We start from the raw sequence: 16,032 nt of genomic DNA, 5'->3' as shown, positions 1-16,032 counted from the left end.
CCAGTCCAAGGCCCAAGGCCCAAGTTGCGGCGCAGGCCCCCAAGACCCAGGCCGACAGCTTGAGGGTCATGCCCACCACGGGCCGTGCTCGCCGAGTACCGGCACGCAGCCGGGCATAGGCCCGCTCGGCCAGTTGCACCCGCCGCGCATCGGGCTTGGTGCGCACCGACTGATACTCCACCGTCACACCGTCCCGGGTGACCGGCGTGGCGTAGGCACTGACCCAGTAGTGATCGCCGTTCTTGCAGCGGTTTTTCACCATGCCCATCCACGAGCGGCCGCTCTTCAACACCTGCCACATGTGCGCAAAGGCAGCGGGTGGCATGTCCGGGTGACGCAGCAGGTTGTGCGGCGTACCCAACAACTCCTCGCGGGTGTAGCCGCTGATATCGATGAAGTCCTGGTTGGCGTAGGTAATTGTGCTAGTCAGGTCGGTGGTCGAGAGGATATTGGCGTCGGGGGCAAAGTCCACATTTCGACCGGTGACCGGCAAATTGATCTTCATGGAAACGCGCGCTCGTGATTGTTGGAGGAGTCGGCAGGGCGTCGACTCTAAGCGCACGGGTTGGCCAAATACTGATCCAGCTCATGTTCGGTGCAATTAATTGGCCATTACGGCCTGGCGGGCGGTGCATCAAGCCGGTAGGGCGCGATGATGCGCTGGTACTCGCCGCTTTGTTTCAGTTGCTCAAGGGCGCAATTGAGGGTGCTGCGCAATGCCGTATCTGGCTTGCGCAATGCAATCCCTACGCCGTTACCCAACAGTTCGGCAGAGAGGGCGGGGCCGAGGAAGTCGAAATTCTGGCCCTCGGGGGTGTCGAGCAGCGCCTCACGGATTTCCACCATGCCTTGCAAGGTGGCATCGATGTCCCCCGCCAACAGGCTGCGGATCAGTTCGTCGTTGCGCCAGAAACCCTTGATGATGACGCCTTTTGGCGCCCACTTCGACAGGGCAAAGGCTTCGCGGTTACTGCCCACCAGCACCCCGACGCGCTTGCCCTTCAACGACTGTGGCGTTGGTTTCAAACCTGACTTCCTGCGGGCCACCAGACGCGTGGTGATCGGATAAAGGTCATCGGTGAAACTTACCCGCTGGTGCCGCCTCGACGTCGAGGCCATGCCCATGATTGCGTCGAATTGCCTGGCTTCAAGGGCAGGGTAATTTTCCACCAGGATCTGGTCGACCCAGGTACATCGCACATTGAGCTGTATGCACAGGGCGTTGCCCAATTCGATGTTCAGCCCCACCAGTTGGCCTTGTTGATTGCGGCTTTGGAAAGGAGGGAATTGTGCAGCGACGGCGAAACGAATTTCGCGCCGTGGTTGATCACTGGCCGCAGTCGAGGAGAAAACGCTGACCATCAGCGACAACAGCACGACACAGGTGCGTATAGGAACCACGGGGACGTCCTTTTCCGGAAAACCAGCTTTACCACGCCTGGCCCCGAGCGAAAGCGTCGGGGCAGGTGAGTGTCGTGCAAGCTTTCAAGAATTGGCCGCAGGCCTACAAGGCGAAACGTCAGTAACTGTTGTAGGCATAAATCGTCATTGCGAAGGATTTATTACCGGTCAGCGCTTGCCCATCGAGCGACGGGTGCCGGGTGGTGCCATGCCCGGACTCTTGGTATGGCCGTTCTTCGCGCCATTTTTGTACCACGGCTGGCTGGCGTTTTTCGCACCGGCCAGTTCGCCCGGCTTGAACGGAAACTTGAATGCCGGGATCTCGGCCTTGGTTTCGCCTTCGACGCTGTCAGGATTGGCCTGTTGGTCGATGTCGACCGCTTCAACAGCGGGTTGTGTCGGGGAATTCATGGAAGCTCCGGGGGAGTACTGAAAATGACGCGGGCCCGACTTGCAGGCCACACCGTCGCGCAGTATACCTGCGCGCCTCGGATCTTTAACCACTGCTCGTACGAATGGTCGGACTTTACTGACGGCGCTGTCAGTTAGCAGTCACTTTGCTGACCGGGTTGGCGGGCTATAAAGAACCTTCATTCTTCCGATCCTTTGCCCTGGCGCCTCACCCCATGCACATTCAACGAAAACCTGCCTTGATCGTGGGCGTCCTTGTGGTACTGGCTGTGGTTGCCTGGGTGGTGACCCGTCCGGCCAAGACCAAACTGACTGCGTCGGCAGCGATTCCGGTGCGTGTGATCAGCGTCAAACAGCAGGACATCCCGGGTTTTGTCAGCGGCATCGGTTCGGTGCTGTCGTTGCACAGCGTGGTGATTCGCCCGCAGATCGACGGCATCCTCACCAAATTGCTGGTCAAGGAAGGTCAACTGGTGAAGGCCGGTGACCTGCTGGCGACCATTGATGACCGCTCGATCCGCGCCAGCCTGGACCAGGCCAAGGCGCAACTCGGGGAAAGCCAGGCGCAACTGCAAGTCGCGCTGGTCAACCTCAAGCGCTACAAGGAACTGAGCATCGACGACGGCGTGTCCAAGCAGACCTATGACCAGCAACAAGCCCTGGTCAACCAGCTCAAGGCCACGGCCCAAGGCAACCAGGCTGCCATCGATTCGGCCCAGGTGCAGCTTTCATACACCCAGATTCGCTCTCCGGTCACCGGGCGCGTCGGGATTCGTACGGTGGATGAAGGCAACTTCCTGCGCATGAGCGACACCCAGGGCTTGTTCTCCGTGACCCAGATCGACCCGATTGCCGTCGAGTTCTCCCTGCCGCAACAAATGCTGCCGACCCTGCAACGCCTGATCGCCGCGCAACTGCCCGCTGACGTCAACGCCTACATGGGCGCCGACACCGACGGCCAGACCGGCGACCTGCTGGGCGAAGGTCGCCTGAGCCTGATCGACAACCAGATCAGCGGCACCACCGGCACCATCCGCGCCAAGGCCGAGTTCAGCAACGGCGCGCAAAAACTCTGGCCGGGGCAACTGGTGACAATCCGCATCCAGACCGCCCTGCACAAGAACGCCCTGGTTGTGCCACCCACTGTGGTACAGCGCGGCCTGGATTCGCACTTCGTGTACCGGGTCAACGGTGACAAGGTCGACATCGTGCCGGTGCAGGTGCTGTACCAGAACAGCGACATGAACATCCTCCAGGGTGTGCAGGCCGGTGACGTGCTGGTCAGCGACGGCCAGTCACGGCTCAAGGCAGGCGCTCAGGTCGACGTACTCAAGGAACCGCCGCAGGTGATCCAGACCGTTGATGCCAAGGTGCAGCCATGAGCGGCAGTCGTTCGCCGTCGGCCTGGTGTGTTGACCATCCGGTCGCCACCTTGCTGCTGACCTTCGCCCTGGTACTGCTCGGGATGATTGCCTTCCCACGGCTGGCCATCGCCCCGCTGCCGGAAGCCGAGTTTCCGACGATTCAGGTCAGCGCCACGCTGCCCGGCGCCAGCCCGGACACCATGGCGTCCTCCGTGGCCACACCGCTGGAGGTGCAATTCAGCGCCATCCCCGGCATGACCCAGATGACCTCCAGCAGTGCCTTGGGCTCCAGCCTCCTGACCCTGCAGTTCACCCTCACCAAGAGCATCGATACCGCCGCGCAAGAAGTGCAGGCGGCGATCAACACCGCGTCCGGCAAACTGCCCAGCGACATGCCGAGCCTGCCGACCTGGAAAAAGGTCAACCCGGCGGACAGCCCGGTGCTGATCCTCAGCGTCAGCTCCGACAGCATGCCCAGCACCGAGCTGAGCGACTACGTGGAAACCCTGCTGGCCCGTCAGATCAGTCAGATCGACGGCGTCGGCCAGATCAACATCACCGGCCAGCAACGCCCGGCCATCCGGGTGCAGGCGTCGGCCGATAAACTCGCGGCCATCGGCCTGACCCTGGCAGACGTGCGCCTGGCGATCCAGCAATCCAGCCTGAACCTGGCCAAGGGCGCGATCTACGGCGAGAACAGCGTGTCGACCCTGTCGACCAACGACCAGTTGTTCCACCCCGAGGATTACGCCCAACTGATCGTGTCCTACAAGGATGGTGCACCGGTACAACTGCGGGATATCGCCAAAGTCATCAACGGCTCGGAAAACGCCTACGTGCAGGCCTGGTCCGGCGACACGCCCGGCGTCAACCTGGTGATCTCCCGCCAGCCCGGCGCGAATATCGTCGAGACCGTGGACCGCATTCAAGCCGAGCTGCCACGCCTGCAAGCCATGTTGCCGGCCTCGGTGCAGGTCAGCGTATTGACCGACCGCACCAAGACCATCCGTGCGTCCCTGCATGAAGTGGAAGTGACCCTGCTGATCGCGATCCTGTTGGTGGTGGCGGTGATGGCGCTGTTCCTGCGCCAGTTGTCCGCCACCTTGATCGTGTCCAGCGTGCTCGGGGTGTCGCTGGTCGCCAGTTTTGCGCTGATGTACCTGATGGGCTTCAGCCTGAACAACCTGACCCTGGTGGCGATCGTGATCGCCGTGGGGTTTGTGGTGGACGATGCCATCGTGGTGGTGGAGAACATTCACCGCCACTTGGAAGCCGGCCTCGACAAGCGCGAAGCGGCGATCAAGGGCGCGGGGGAAATCGGCTTTACCGTGGTGTCCATCAGCTTCTCGCTGGTGGCGGCGTTTATTCCGCTGCTGTTCATGGGCGGTGTGGTCGGGCGGTTGTTCAAAGAGTTTGCGCTGACAGCCACCTCGACCATCCTGATTTCGGTGGTGGTTTCACTGACACTGGCGCCCACCCTGGCTGCGCTGTTCATGCGCGCCCCGACCCATCACGCCCACGACAAACCCGGCTTCAGCGAACGCCTCCTCGCCGGCTATGCGCGCAATCTGCGCCGCGCCCTGGCCCACCAACGCACCATGGCCGCGATCTTTATCGTGACCCTGGCCCTGGCGGTGGTCGGCTATGTGTTTATCCCCAAGGGTTTCTTCCCGGTACAAGACACGGGCTTCGTCCTCGGCACCAGCGAAGCGGCGGCCGACGTATCCTTCCCGGACATGGTCGCCAAGCACAAGGCGATCGCCGAGATCGTCAAGGATGACCCGGCGGTGGAAGCGTTTTCCCATTCGGTGGGCGTGACCGGCAGCAACCAGACCATCGCCAACGGACGGTTCTGGATCGCCTTGAAAGATCGCGGGGACCGCGACGTGTCGGCCAGCCAGTTTATCGACCGGATCCGGCCGAAACTGGCGAAAGTGCCGGGCATCGTGCTGTACCTGCGTGCCGGCCAGGACATCAACTTAAGCTCCGGCCCCAGCCGCGCCCAGTACCAGTACGTGCTCAAGAGCAATGACGGCCCGACCCTGAATACCTGGACCCAGCGCCTCACCGAAAAACTGCGGGCCAACCCGGCGTTCCGCGACCTGTCCAACGACCTGCAGTTGGGTGGCAGCATTACCCATATCAGCATCGACCGTCAGGCCGCCGCGCGTTTTGGCCTCACCGCCACCGATGTGGACCAGGCGCTGTACGACGCCTTCGGCCAGCGCCAGATCAACGAGTTCCAGACCGAGATCAACCAGTACCAAGTGGTGCTGGAGCTGGACACCCAGCAACGCGGCAAGGCCGAAAGCCTGAACTACTTCTACCTGCGCTCGCCGCTGACCAACGAGATGGTGCCGCTGTCGGCGGTGGCCAAGGTCGACCCGCCTACCATAGGGCCCTTGTCCATCAGCCATGATGGCATGTTCCCGGCGGCCAACCTGTCGTTCAACCTGGCGCCGGGCGTCGCGTTGGGGGATGCGGTGATCATGCTCAACCAGGCCAAGAACGAAATCGGCATGCCGACTACCATCATCGGCAACTTCCAAGGCGCGGCCCAGGCGTTCCAGAGTTCGTTGGCCAGCCAGCCCTGGCTGATCCTCGCGGCACTGGTGGCGGTCTACATTATCCTGGGTGTGCTGTACGAGAGCTTCGTGCACCCGCTGACGATCATCTCCACCTTGCCGTCGGCGGGGTTGGGGGCGCTGATCATGCTGTCACTGATGGGCCAGGACTTTTCGATCATGGCCCTGATCGGGCTGGTGCTGCTGATCGGTATTGTGAAGAAGAACGGTATCCTGATGATCGACTTCGCTCTGGACGCCCAACGCGTACGCGGCTTGCCGCCTGAAGAAGCGATTTATGAAGCCTGTGTCACGCGGTTCCGGCCGATCATCATGACCACCCTGGCCGCGCTGCTGGGTGCGGTGCCGCTGATGCTCGGCTCCGGCCCCGGCGCGGAAATGCGCCAGCCGCTGGGTATCGCGGTGGTGGGCGGGTTGCTGGTGAGCCAGGCGCTGACGCTGTTCACCACACCGGTCATATACTTGTACCTCGAGAAGTTTTTCCACAGACCCAAACCGGCTCCCCAGCTGGCAACCACACACTGAGGCTGAGGCCCCGTCCTGGAACAAAAGGCTCATGCGTGTACTGATTGTTGAAGACGAAGAAAAAACCGCCGACTACCTGCACCGCGGCCTGACGGAGCAAGGCTATACCGTCGACGTCGCCCGTGAAGGTGTCGAAGGTCTGCACCTGGCCCTGGAGAACGATTACGCGGTGATCGTGCTCGACGTGATGCTGCCCGGCCTGGATGGCTTTGGCGTGTTGCGCGCGCTGCGGGCGCGCAAGCAGACGCCGGTGATCATGCTCACCGCCCGCGAGCGCGTGGAAGACCGCATTCGCGGCCTGCGTGAAGGGGCGGACGATTACCTCGGCAAGCCATTCTCCTTCCTGGAGCTGGTGGCGCGCCTGCAAGCCCTGACCCGTCGCAGCGGCGGGCATGAGCCGGTGCAGGTGACCATCGCCGACCTGTGGATTGACCTGATCAGCCGCAAGGCCAGTCGCAATGGCGTTCGCCTGGACCTGACCGCCAAGGAGTTCTCGCTGCTCAGCGTATTGGCGCGGCGCCAGGGTGAAATCCTGTCCAAGACCTCGATTGCGGAAATGGTCTGGGACATCAATTTCGACAGCGACGCCAACGTGGTGGAAGTGGCGATCAAGCGCCTGCGGGCCAAGCTCGACGGGCCGTTCGAACAGAAACTGCTGCACACCATCCGCGGCATGGGTTATGTGCTGGAGAGCCGCAGTGTCGGCTAACTCCATCGCCCTGCGCCTGAGTGGCATGTTCACGTTGGTGGCGCTGCTGATCTTTCTGTTGATCGGCGGCGCGCTGTATCAGCAGGTGGACAAAGGCCTGGGTTTGTTGCCCGGGGCCGAGCTGGATGCGCGTTACAGCGTGCTGGAGTCTTCGGTGAACCGCTTTGGTACGCCGGATCACTGGGCGAAGATCACCGCCAAGCTCAAGCTGTTGGGGGAGGAAGACAAGCGCATCCGCTTCTGGGTGGTGAGCAGCGATCCGACCTACGAATACGGCAACCCGGACGCGCAGATTCGCGCCTTCGCCGAAGGCCCGACCGGCAAGCGCGATTTGCACCTGCCGGGCCATCATCATCCGTTCAAAGTGCTGGTCAGCCAGTTCCCGGCCAAGGACCAGCGTCCGCCGTTGCGCTTCATGATTGCTGTCGACACCGAGAACTTCCGCGCCACCCAGCATCAACTGCTGATGGCGCTGATCGGCCTGGCGTTTGTTGGCGTGGTGTTGGCGTCGCTGCTGGGGTTCTGGGTCGCACGTATCGGCCTCAAGCCGCTGATCAAACTGTCGGATGAGGCGCAGAAACTCGCGCCGCCGAAACTCTCCGGGCGCCTGCAATTGTCGCCGTTGCCGCCGGAGCTGAAGCAGTTCGTCAATTCCTTCAACTCGACCCTCGACCGGGTGGAGCAAGCCTATTCGCGCCTGGAGTCATTCAACGCCGACGTGGCCCATGAATTGCGCTCACCGCTGACCAACCTGATTGGCCAGACCCAGGTGGCGCTGACCCGTGGGCGTTCGGCCGAGCATTATTTCGAGGTGCTCCAATCGAACCTCGAAGAGCTGGAACGGCTGCGCTCGATCATCAATGACATGCTGTTCCTGGCCAGCGCCGACCAGGGCAGCAAGGCCACCAAGTTGATCAGCAGTTCATTGGCGGACGAAGTGGCGACCACCCTGGACTACCTGGACTTCATCCTCGAAGACGCCCAGGTGCAGGTACGCGTGAGCGGCGATGCCCAGGTGCAGATCGAGAAGGCGCACTTGCGCCGGGCGTTGATCAATCTGTTGAGCAATGCGGTTCAGCATACGGCGCCTGGCCAGGTGATCGAGGTAAAGATCGAAGTATTGGAAGATCACGTGGCGATCGGGGTGACCAACCCCGGCGATGAGATTGCCAGCGAGCATTTGCCCCGGTTGTTCGAACGGTTCTATCGGGTGGACGCGTCCCGCAGCAATAGCGGGGCGAATCACGGCTTGGGGTTGGCGATCGTCAAGGCGATCGCGCTGATGCACGGCGGGGATGTGTTTGTGCGCAGCGAGGGCGGCGGCAACACCTTTGGCATTACGCTGCCGGTGTAGCGGCTGCCCCCCCTCAGTTACTCAGTCGTACCCCGCCCAAACTGCCACTCAGCTCATAGGCCGCCAGTTCCGCCTGATGCGCGGCCATGATTTCCGGCAGGGAGCTGCGCAGGTATTCCACCCACGTCTTGATCTTCGCATCCAGGTACTGGCGCGACGGGTAGATGGCGTACAGGTTGAGTTCCTGGGAACGGTAGTTTGGCATTACCCGCACCAGGGTGCCGTTGCGCAGGCCTTCAATCGCCGCATACACCGGCAACAGGCCAACGCCCATGCCGCTGGTGATTGCGGTCTTCATCGCATCTGCCGAGTTCACCAGGAAGGGCGAGCTGTTGATCGCCACACTTTCCTGGCCTTCCGGGCCGTTGAACGACCATTTATCCAGCTGAATCACCGGGCTGACCAGGCGCAGGCACGCGTGGTTGAGCAGGTCACTCGGGCGTTGCGCGCAGCCATTGGCCTTGACGTAAGCCGGTGACGCACAGGCGATGCTGTAAGTTATCCCCAGGCGCTGCGAGACAAATCCCGAATCCGGCAGTTCGCTGGCGAGCACGATGGACACGTCATAGCCCTCGTCCAGCAGGTCGGGCACGCGGTTGGCCATGGTCAGGTCAAAGGTCACGTCCGGGTGGGTGCGGCGGTAGCGGGCAATCGCATCGATCACGAAGTGCTGGCCGATGCCGGTCATGGTGTGCACTTTCAACTGCCCGGCGGGGCGTGCGTGAGCGTCGCTGGCTTCGGCCTCGGCTTCCTCGACGTACGCCAGGATCTGCTCGCAACGCAGCAAATAGCGCTTGCCGGCCTCGGTCAAGGCGATGCGGCGGGTGGTGCGGTTGAGCAAACGGGTTTGCAGATGGGCCTCAAGGTTGGAGACCGCGCGCGAGACGTTGGCCGTGGTGGTATCCAGTTGCACGGCGGCGGCGGTGAAGCTGCCGGCTTCGGCCACACAACTGAAGGCGCGCATGTTTTGCAAGGTGTCCATTAAGGTGCTCTCAGGGGAGATGGCAAATTGTGACACGAAGTTGCAGGATCCAGTGATCCCTACGAACGGATTATCGCCTGAACGGTAACAAAGATTCACAAGAATCCCACCTTATCGCCATCCGGCCCGCCCCTTAGAATTGCGCCACCTTCCCCGCAACACCCTCTCAGGAATTCGCAGCAGTGCCGCGTCGCATCAGCAGAGAGCTGAAGACTCTCAGTGTTTGGGCCTTATCGTTAGCAATCAGCGGCTGCATCGGAACCGGAGGAATTGCCCCTCAAGGCCAGTCACTCGTCGCCAATACATTGGCCACCGACGAAGCGATCAAAACCGCCGCCCAGGACGCCCACTGGCCCACCGCGCAATGGTGGCAAGCCTACGGCGACCCGCAACTCAACCACTGGATCGACCTCGCCGTGCAAGGCAGCCCGAGCATGGCCATGGCCGCTGCTCGTGTGCGTGAAGCCCGGGCCATGGCCGGGATCGCCGAGTCGGCTGAGTCGTTGCAGGTCAATGGCGACGCCACGCTCAAGCGCCACAATTGGCCGAGCGACCAGTTCTACGGCCCGGGCGCGCTGGACAATTCCACCACCTGGGACAACAACGCGTCCTTGGGCTTGAGCTATGCCCTCGACCTCTGGGGCCGCGAAAGCAATGCCACCGAGCGTGCCGTGGACATGGCCCACATGAGCGCCGCCGAAGCGCGCCAGGCCCAGCTCGAATTGCAGAACAACGTGGTGCGCGCCTATATCCAACTGTCGTTGCATTTCGCCCAGCGCGATATCGTGGCCGCCACCCTGGCCCAGCAACAACAGATCCTCGACCTGGCGCAAAAGCGCTTGAATGGCGGGATCGGCACCCACTTCGAAGTCAGCCAGGCCGAGACGCCGCTGCCGGAAACCCATCGGCAACTGGACGCTCTGGATGAAGCCATCGCCCTGAGCCGCAACCAGCTGGCTGCGCTGGCGGGCAAAGGGCCGGGGGAGGGCGCGCAGTTGCAGCGGCCCACCTTGTCCCTCGGTGCACCGTTGAAGCTACCGTCGACCTTGCCCGCCGAACTGCTCGGCCAGCGCCCGGACGTGGTCGCCAGTCGCTGGCAAGTGGCGGCCCAGGCCCGTGGCATTGACGTGGCCCACGCCGGTTTCTACCCCAACGTCGACCTGGTGGGCAGCCTCGGCTACGTCGCCACCGGCGGCGGGATGCTCAGTTTCCTCACGGGTAAAAAGCTCAACTACACCGCGGGCCCTGCCATCAGCCTGCCGATCTTCGATGGCGGGCGCCTGCGCTCGCAGTTGGGTGAAGCCAGCGCCGGCTATGACATCGCCGTCGCGCATTACAACCAGACCCTGGTCAATGCGCTCAAGGGCATCAGCGACCAGTTGATCCGCCGCGAGTCGATGGACAAGCAGCAAGCCTTCGCCGCCGAATCCGTGGCCTCGGCGCAGAAAACCTATGACATCGCGATGATCGCCTACCAGCGCGGCCTCACCGACTACCTCAATGTGCTGAATGCCCAAAGCCTGTTGTTCCGCCAGCAGCAGGTGCAGCAGCAGGTTCAGGCCGCACGCCTGAGTGCCCACGCCGAACTGGTGACCGCATTGGGCGGCGGCCTCGGCGCTGGCAGCGACGTGCCGCAAGACAGCAAGACGCTTCCGAGCAAGACCCCGGCGGCCCTCGCCGTGTTTGATCACTGAGTAGGATGCAATGACTCCCTTGCCTGCACCGCTGCGCTGGTTGCACTCCCTTGAATGGCGCCGTGGTTTCTTCGATTGGGCACGCAGTGACGGCGTGACCTGGGTCTATATCTTCAAGGTGCTGATCGCGGCGTTCCTGACCTTGTGGCTGGCCATGCGCCTGGAACTGCCGCAGCCGCGCACCGCAATGATCACGGTATTTATCGTGATGCAGCCGCAGAGCGGCCAGGTATTCGCCAAGAGTTTCTACCGCTTCCTTGGCACCCTGGCGGGCTCGGCGGTGATGGTTTTTCTGATCGCCTTGTTCGCCCAGAACACGGAGCTGTTCCTCGGCTCGCTGGCGATCTGGGTCGGCATCTGTACTGCTGGCGCGACCCGCAATCGCAACTTTCGCGCCTACGGTTTTGTGCTGGCGGGCTACACCGCGGCGATGGTTGGGTTGCCGGCCCTGGCCCATCCCGATGGCGCCTTCATGGCGGCCGTGTGGCGGGTCCTGGAGATCTCGTTGGGGATTGTCTGCTCCACGTTGATCAGCGCCGCGATCCTGCCGCAAACCGCCAGCGCTGCGATGCGCAACGCTTTGTACCAGCGCTTCGGGGTGTTTGCGCTGTTCGTCACCGACGGCCTGCGCGGTCGCAGTGAGCGTGAAGGGTTTGAACGCAGCAACGTACGCTTTATCGCCGAAGCCGTGGGCCTGGAAGGGCTGCGCAGCATCACGGTGTTCGAAGACCCGCACATGCGTCGGCGCAATGGTCGGCTGACGCGCTTGAACAGCGAGTTCATGAGCATCACTACTCGCTTCAATGCCTTGCACCAATTGCTCGAACGCCTGCGCAGCCAAGAGGCCGATCACGTGGTGGCCGCCATCAAACCCGGCCTGCAAGACCTCGCGGAATTGCTCGACGGTTTCTCCGGCCGTGCCCTCACCAGCCCCGACGCGGCGCGCCTGGCCAATCAGTTGAATACCTATAAGGAAGGCCTGCCCGCCAAGGTGCGCAGCCTGCGCACGAGCTTCCAGGAAAGTCAGCCCAGCGACGCCGAGCAGTTGGATTTTCACACCGCCTACGAGCTGCTGTACCGCTTCGTCGACGATCTGCACAACTACGCCCAGACCCACGCGTCCCTGGCGGACCACAGCCACGAGCGCGAACACTGGGACGAGCCCTACACCCCGAAAACCAACTGGCTGGCCTGCGCTGCTTCCGGGATTCGCGCCTCGTTTATCCTGATCGTCCTCGGCAGTTACTGGGTGGCCACGGCCTGGCCCAGCGGCGCCACCATGACCCTGATCGCCGCCGCGACGGTGGGCCTGTCCGCCGCCACGCCCAACCCCAAGCGCATGGCGTTTCAAATGGCCTGCGGCACCTTGATCGGGGCGCTGGTGGGCTTTGTTGAAATGTTCTTCGTGTTCCCCTGGATCGATGGTTTCCCGCTGCTGTGCGTAATGCTCGCCCCGGTGATCATCTTCGGTTCGTTCCTGGCTTCGCGCCCGCAGTACGCCGGCGTTGGCGTGGGGTTGCTGATTTTCTTCAGCACCGGCTCGGTGCCGGACAACCTCACGATCTACAACCCCTACACCTTCATCAACGACTACATCGCCATGGTCATCGGCATGCTGGTGTGTGCGGCGGCGGGTGCGATCATCCTGCCGCCCAACAGTCGCTGGTTGTGGCGCCGGCTGGAGCAGGACTTGCGCGAGCAAGTGGTGTTCGCCATCAGCGGCAAGCTCAAGGGCCTGGCGTCAGGTTTCGAAAGCCGCACCCGCGACCTGCTGCACCAGGCCTATGGTTTCGCCGCCGGGCAACCCCAGGTGCAACGCAACCTGCTGCGCTGGATGTTCGTGGTGCTGGAAGTCGGCCACGCGATTATCGAGTTGCGCAAGGAACAGGCGATCTTGCCGGTGCACCCGGCGTATGCCGAATCCCAGCCGTGGCGCCAGGCGATCCGGGTGATGGGCCGCTCGTTGGTGCGGCTGTTCCTGCAACCCAGCGCCAGCAACCTGGAGCGCAGCCTGATCGCCGTGGACCATGCCATCAGCCGGGTGCAGGCCACCGACGAACCCTTCGCCCCGCACTTCGACACCTCGGCCCTACGCCGAGTGAAAAGCTACCTGCACTTTATCCGCACCTCATTGCTGGACCCGCAATCACCCCTGGCTGCCCTCAAGTCCGAAGGACCCGCCCATGCCTCGTGAAATCGCCTTCCACGGCGTCTACATGCCCACCATGACCCTGATGTTTTTGATCGCGGCGGGCCTGGCCTGGGCCCTCGACCGATTCCTGGCCGGCTTTGACCTGTACCGTTTTTTCTGGCACCCGGCGCTGCTGCGCCTGAGCCTGTTCGCTTGCTTGTTCAGCGCCCTGGCGCTGACCGTCTACCGTTGAGAATGCCCCGATGAAAAAGTTTTTCAGCCTGTTCGCGACCTTGCTGGTACTGGCCCTGGCGATCTGGATGGGTCGTACGCTTTGGGTGCAGTACATGGAAACCCCCTGGACCCGCGATGGGCGCGTGCGCGCCGACATCATCAACGTTGCCGCCGATGTCACCGGCGAGGTAGTCAATGTCCCGGTGCGTGACAACCAACTGGTGAAAAAGGGCGACCTGCTGATGCAGATCGACCCCGAGCACTACCAGATCGCCGTCAAGCAGGCGCAATCCCTGGTAGCTTCACGCAAGGCCACCTGGGAGATGCGCAAGGTCAACGCCCACCGCCGCGCCGACCTCGATGCCCTGGTGATCTCCAAGGAGAACCGCGACGACGCCAGCAACATCGCCGACTCGGCCCTGGCGGATTACCAGCACGCATTGGCGCAACTGGAAGCGGCCGAGCTGAACCTCAAGCGCACCCAGGTTGTGGCGGCGGTGGATGGCTACGTCACCAACCTCAACGTGCACCGTGGCGACTACGCGCGTATTGGCGAGGCGAAGATGGCGGTGGTGGATATGAACTCGTTCTGGGTGTACGGCTTCTTCGAAGAAACCAAGCTGCCCCACGTCAAAGTCGGGGATAAAGCCGACATGCAGTTGATGAGCGGCGAAACCCTCAAGGGCCACGTGGAAAGCATCTCGCGCGGGATCTATGACCGGGACAATCCGGAGAGCCGCGAGCTGATCGCCGATGTGAACCCGACCTTCAACTGGGTGCGCCTGGCCCAGCGGGTGCCGGTGCGGATTCACATCGATGAAGTGCCGGAGGGTGTGCTGTTGGCGGCGGGGATCACCTGCACCGTGATCGTCAACCAAACACAGAACTGAATGTGGGAGCGGGCTTGCTCGCGAAAGCGGTGGATCAGGCACTCTATTCAGTGGCTGACACTCCGTATTCGCGAGCAAGCCCGCTCCCACATTTTGACTGTGTCAGGCCTGTAGAAAAGTCTCATGCAAGTGGCGCCACAGCAGGGCGCCGCTGGCCTGCTTTTCAAACACCACGGTCGATCGCCGATCGGTTTGGGCGCCGCTGTCATCCACCTGCTGCTCGCGATAACTCACCGTCGCGCCACGGGCATGTCGATCAATCCCGGCAAACTCGCTGAGGCTGATCTTGAACCCGGGGCGCTTGCCGCCGGCCTGGCTGAACAGCTGGTTGAGCAGCGCAAAATCCAGTTGTTTGCCAGCCGGAGTGATCATGGAAAAGTCCGGCGAGAAACGGCCGAGCAAAATCTGCAGCGTTCCCTCCGGTGCTGTCCCGGCAAACCATTGCTCGATCTCGACATGGGCCTGGATCACTTCATCAAAAAAGTCGCGGTAATCAATCATCGTGTGGGCTCGCTCGCAGGGTGAAGCAGTGTCCGTACCTTGGACGCATCCAGGCACAGTACGGCAAATAATGGAAAGAGGGTCAACGCTGCGGCAATCGCGAAGGTCGCGGCGAAGGAGTCCAGCGCGGCCAGTACCCCACTGAGCACGGCGGCGCCGAGGCAAAAACTCAATTGCCGATTGATGTTCCATAAGGCGCTGGCATGCCCCATGCGCTCGGCCGGAATGTCGAGAAAGGCCAGGGTTTGCGCGGTGCTGCTGCACAGGCTGCCGCCCAGACCCATCAGGAGGTAGGCGAGCACGATGACTGTCGGGTGTGGCTCGATCAGCAACAGGATGCCGATGGATTGCAGCAGCATGCCCGCCAACAGCAGAGGCCGAGGCCCGCAGCGATTGAACAGTTTTTTGCTCAAGGCAATCGCCAACCCTGAGGCCAGCGCCCACGGCAGCATCAGCGCGCCGATGTGGCTGGCAGTAAACCCGAGGCCGTGCAGATAAAGAATCGCCACCAGGCTGGTGCCGATAAACACGCCCGGAATGAACAGGTACACCAGCATCGCGACCCGCAGCATCGGGCGCCGAACCTGGCGCACTATTTTGCCGAGTTCCAGCGCTGGGCGTGTGGAGGCGGGCGTGTCCGCCTCCAGCCAGCACAAGGTCAACACCAGGGTGATCAGCGCCAGGGGCAGGTTGGCGAAAAAGATCCAGCGCCACGACACACTGTCCACCACCAAGCCACCCAACGCCGGCGACAGCGCCGGTATCAGCAGCGCCACCAGCATGACTTTGGCCGTCAGTTGGCTGCGTTCTGCCGGCGCAAAATGCCGATACGCCAAGGCTTGTCCCACAGGAATCAACAAGCCACCGCCGAGGCCTTGCAGCAGGCGCCAGCCGATCAGCGCTTCAATCGACGCGGCCTGGCCCACCAGCACCGAGGCCGCACCGAACAGCAGCAGGCTTACGGCAACCAGGCGTCGTTCGCCCAACAGCGCCGCCAGCCACACGCTCAGGGGAATCACCACGGTCAGGCCGAGCATATAGGCGTTGCCGATCCACGCCAGTTGCGTGACCGAAGCGTGCAACTCCCGGGCTATATCCGGGTAGGCGATGGTGGCGACAAACATGTTCACCAGGTCGAGGGCGAAGCCCAGTAGAAAGATCCAGGTGACTTTCGAGCGGTAGGTCATTGCGCGCTTCCTGCAGTGGATGGCGGCAGGGTAGGCGGGTGCGGGCACTTGGGAAACAGCGGTT

At 62.5% G+C, this 16,032-nt stretch carries 13 protein-coding genes and 1 pseudogene; 8 read left to right on the top strand and 6 right to left on the bottom strand.

The window, feature by feature from the left end:
* Positions 1-223: 223 nt before the first annotated feature.
* The 3 genes and pseudogenes from JFU58_RS32545 to JFU58_RS06520 all read right to left on the bottom strand — a co-directional run.
* Positions 224-505 (bottom strand): annotated as a pseudogene (locus tag JFU58_RS32545) (PAS domain-containing protein); the annotation flags it as partial.
* A 107-nt stretch (positions 506-612) separates the two neighbouring features.
* Positions 613-1,401 (bottom strand): transporter substrate-binding domain-containing protein, encoded by a 789-nt coding sequence (locus JFU58_RS06525; RefSeq protein WP_201140101.1) that lies wholly within the window; start codon positions 1,399-1,401, stop codon positions 613-615.
* A 168-nt stretch (positions 1,402-1,569) separates the two neighbouring features.
* Positions 1,570-1,812 (bottom strand): hypothetical protein, encoded by a 243-nt coding sequence (locus JFU58_RS06520; protein ID WP_003216247.1) that lies wholly within the window; start codon positions 1,810-1,812, stop codon positions 1,570-1,572.
* Between the two features lie 215 nt (positions 1,813-2,027).
* Between JFU58_RS06520 and JFU58_RS06515 the strand changes: the two genes are divergently transcribed.
* The 4 genes from JFU58_RS06515 to JFU58_RS06500 are packed head-to-tail and all read left to right on the top strand — an operon-like array spanning position 2,028 to position 8,349.
* On the top strand, positions 2,028-3,194 hold the full coding sequence (locus tag JFU58_RS06515) for an efflux RND transporter periplasmic adaptor subunit (protein ID WP_177026147.1): 1,167 nt from the start codon (positions 2,028-2,030) through the stop codon (positions 3,192-3,194).
* Entirely contained in the window at positions 3,191-6,286 is a 3,096-nt protein-coding gene (locus JFU58_RS06510; RefSeq protein WP_177026146.1) for a multidrug efflux RND transporter permease subunit, read from the top strand. The genes JFU58_RS06515 and JFU58_RS06510 overlap by 4 nt, the downstream gene beginning before the upstream one ends.
* Before the next feature lie 31 nt (positions 6,287-6,317).
* The gene (locus JFU58_RS06505; protein WP_063027234.1) at positions 6,318-6,995 is read left to right on the top strand and encodes a heavy metal response regulator transcription factor; all 678 of its coding nucleotides are present in this window, start codon (positions 6,318-6,320) and stop codon (positions 6,993-6,995) included.
* Positions 6,985-8,349 carry a heavy metal sensor histidine kinase gene (locus tag JFU58_RS06500; protein ID WP_177070297.1) on the top strand — a complete coding sequence of 455 codons (1,365 nt, stop codon included), beginning with the start codon at positions 6,985-6,987 and terminating at the stop codon, positions 8,347-8,349. The genes JFU58_RS06505 and JFU58_RS06500 overlap by 11 nt, the downstream gene beginning before the upstream one ends.
* 13 nt (positions 8,350-8,362) lie before the next feature.
* Here the strand turns inward: JFU58_RS06500 and JFU58_RS06495 are convergent, their stop codons facing one another.
* Positions 8,363-9,331 (bottom strand): LysR family transcriptional regulator, encoded by a 969-nt coding sequence (locus tag JFU58_RS06495; RefSeq protein WP_003216257.1) that lies wholly within the window; start codon positions 9,329-9,331, stop codon positions 8,363-8,365.
* 182 nt (positions 9,332-9,513) lie between these two features.
* On the opposite strand from JFU58_RS06495, the gene JFU58_RS06490 reads away from it, so the two are divergent.
* The 4 genes from JFU58_RS06490 to JFU58_RS06475 are packed head-to-tail and all read left to right on the top strand — an operon-like array spanning position 9,514 to position 14,280.
* Positions 9,514-11,025: an efflux transporter outer membrane subunit gene (locus tag JFU58_RS06490; protein WP_093205313.1), complete on the top strand. Its 1,512-nt coding sequence runs from the start codon at positions 9,514-9,516 to the stop codon at positions 11,023-11,025.
* A 10-nt stretch (positions 11,026-11,035) separates the two neighbouring features.
* Positions 11,036-13,219, top strand: coding sequence for an FUSC family protein (locus tag JFU58_RS06485; protein ID WP_201140099.1), 2,184 nt, complete (start codon positions 11,036-11,038; stop codon positions 13,217-13,219).
* A complete protein-coding gene (locus JFU58_RS06480) occupies positions 13,209-13,409 on the top strand; it encodes a DUF1656 domain-containing protein (protein ID WP_063027242.1) in 201 nt (66 codons plus the stop codon). Before JFU58_RS06485 ends, JFU58_RS06480 begins: the two co-directional genes overlap by 11 nt.
* A 10-nt stretch (positions 13,410-13,419) precedes the next feature.
* Positions 13,420-14,280 (top strand): efflux RND transporter periplasmic adaptor subunit, encoded by an 861-nt coding sequence (locus JFU58_RS06475; RefSeq protein WP_017477666.1) that lies wholly within the window; start codon positions 13,420-13,422, stop codon positions 14,278-14,280.
* A 102-nt stretch (positions 14,281-14,382) separates the two neighbouring features.
* Here the strand turns inward: JFU58_RS06475 and JFU58_RS06470 are convergent, their stop codons facing one another.
* Complete coding sequence (locus JFU58_RS06470) at positions 14,383-14,781, bottom strand: hypothetical protein (protein WP_063027246.1); 399 nt, start codon at positions 14,779-14,781, stop codon at positions 14,383-14,385.
* Positions 14,778-15,968: an MFS transporter gene (locus JFU58_RS06465; protein WP_201140097.1), complete on the bottom strand. Its 1,191-nt coding sequence runs from the start codon at positions 15,966-15,968 to the stop codon at positions 14,778-14,780. The genes JFU58_RS06470 and JFU58_RS06465 overlap by 4 nt, the downstream gene beginning before the upstream one ends.
* Positions 15,969-16,032: the final 64 nt, after the last annotated feature.

Origin of the sequence: Pseudomonas sp. TH34 (assembly GCF_016650865.1) — a bacterium.
In the GTDB taxonomy this organism is placed as follows: Bacteria; Pseudomonadota; Gammaproteobacteria; order Pseudomonadales; family Pseudomonadaceae; genus Aquipseudomonas; species Aquipseudomonas yamanorum.
This window is presented reverse-complemented; position numbering and strand designations above follow the sequence as displayed.

Coding starts and splice junctions, on each gene's coding strand:
- JFU58_RS06505 (WP_063027234.1), top strand. CDS start 6,318: ATGCGTGTACTGATTGTTGAAGACGAAGAAAAAACCGCCGACTACCTG.
- JFU58_RS06515 (WP_177026147.1), top strand. CDS start 2,028: ATGCACATTCAACGAAAACCTGCCTTGATCGTGGGCGTCCTTGTGGTA.
- JFU58_RS06470 (WP_063027246.1), bottom strand. CDS start 14,781: ATGATTGATTACCGCGACTTTTTTGATGAAGTGATCCAGGCCCATGTC.
- JFU58_RS06520 (WP_003216247.1), bottom strand. CDS start 1,812: ATGAATTCCCCGACACAACCCGCTGTTGAAGCGGTCGACATCGACCAA.
- JFU58_RS06465 (WP_201140097.1), bottom strand. CDS start 15,968: ATGACCTACCGCTCGAAAGTCACCTGGATCTTTCTACTGGGCTTCGCC.
- JFU58_RS06475 (WP_017477666.1), top strand. CDS start 13,420: ATGAAAAAGTTTTTCAGCCTGTTCGCGACCTTGCTGGTACTGGCCCTG.
- JFU58_RS06485 (WP_201140099.1), top strand. CDS start 11,036: ATGACTCCCTTGCCTGCACCGCTGCGCTGGTTGCACTCCCTTGAATGG.
- JFU58_RS06510 (WP_177026146.1), top strand. CDS start 3,191: ATGAGCGGCAGTCGTTCGCCGTCGGCCTGGTGTGTTGACCATCCGGTC.
- JFU58_RS06495 (WP_003216257.1), bottom strand. CDS start 9,331: ATGGACACCTTGCAAAACATGCGCGCCTTCAGTTGTGTGGCCGAAGCC.
- JFU58_RS06480 (WP_063027242.1), top strand. CDS start 13,209: ATGCCTCGTGAAATCGCCTTCCACGGCGTCTACATGCCCACCATGACC.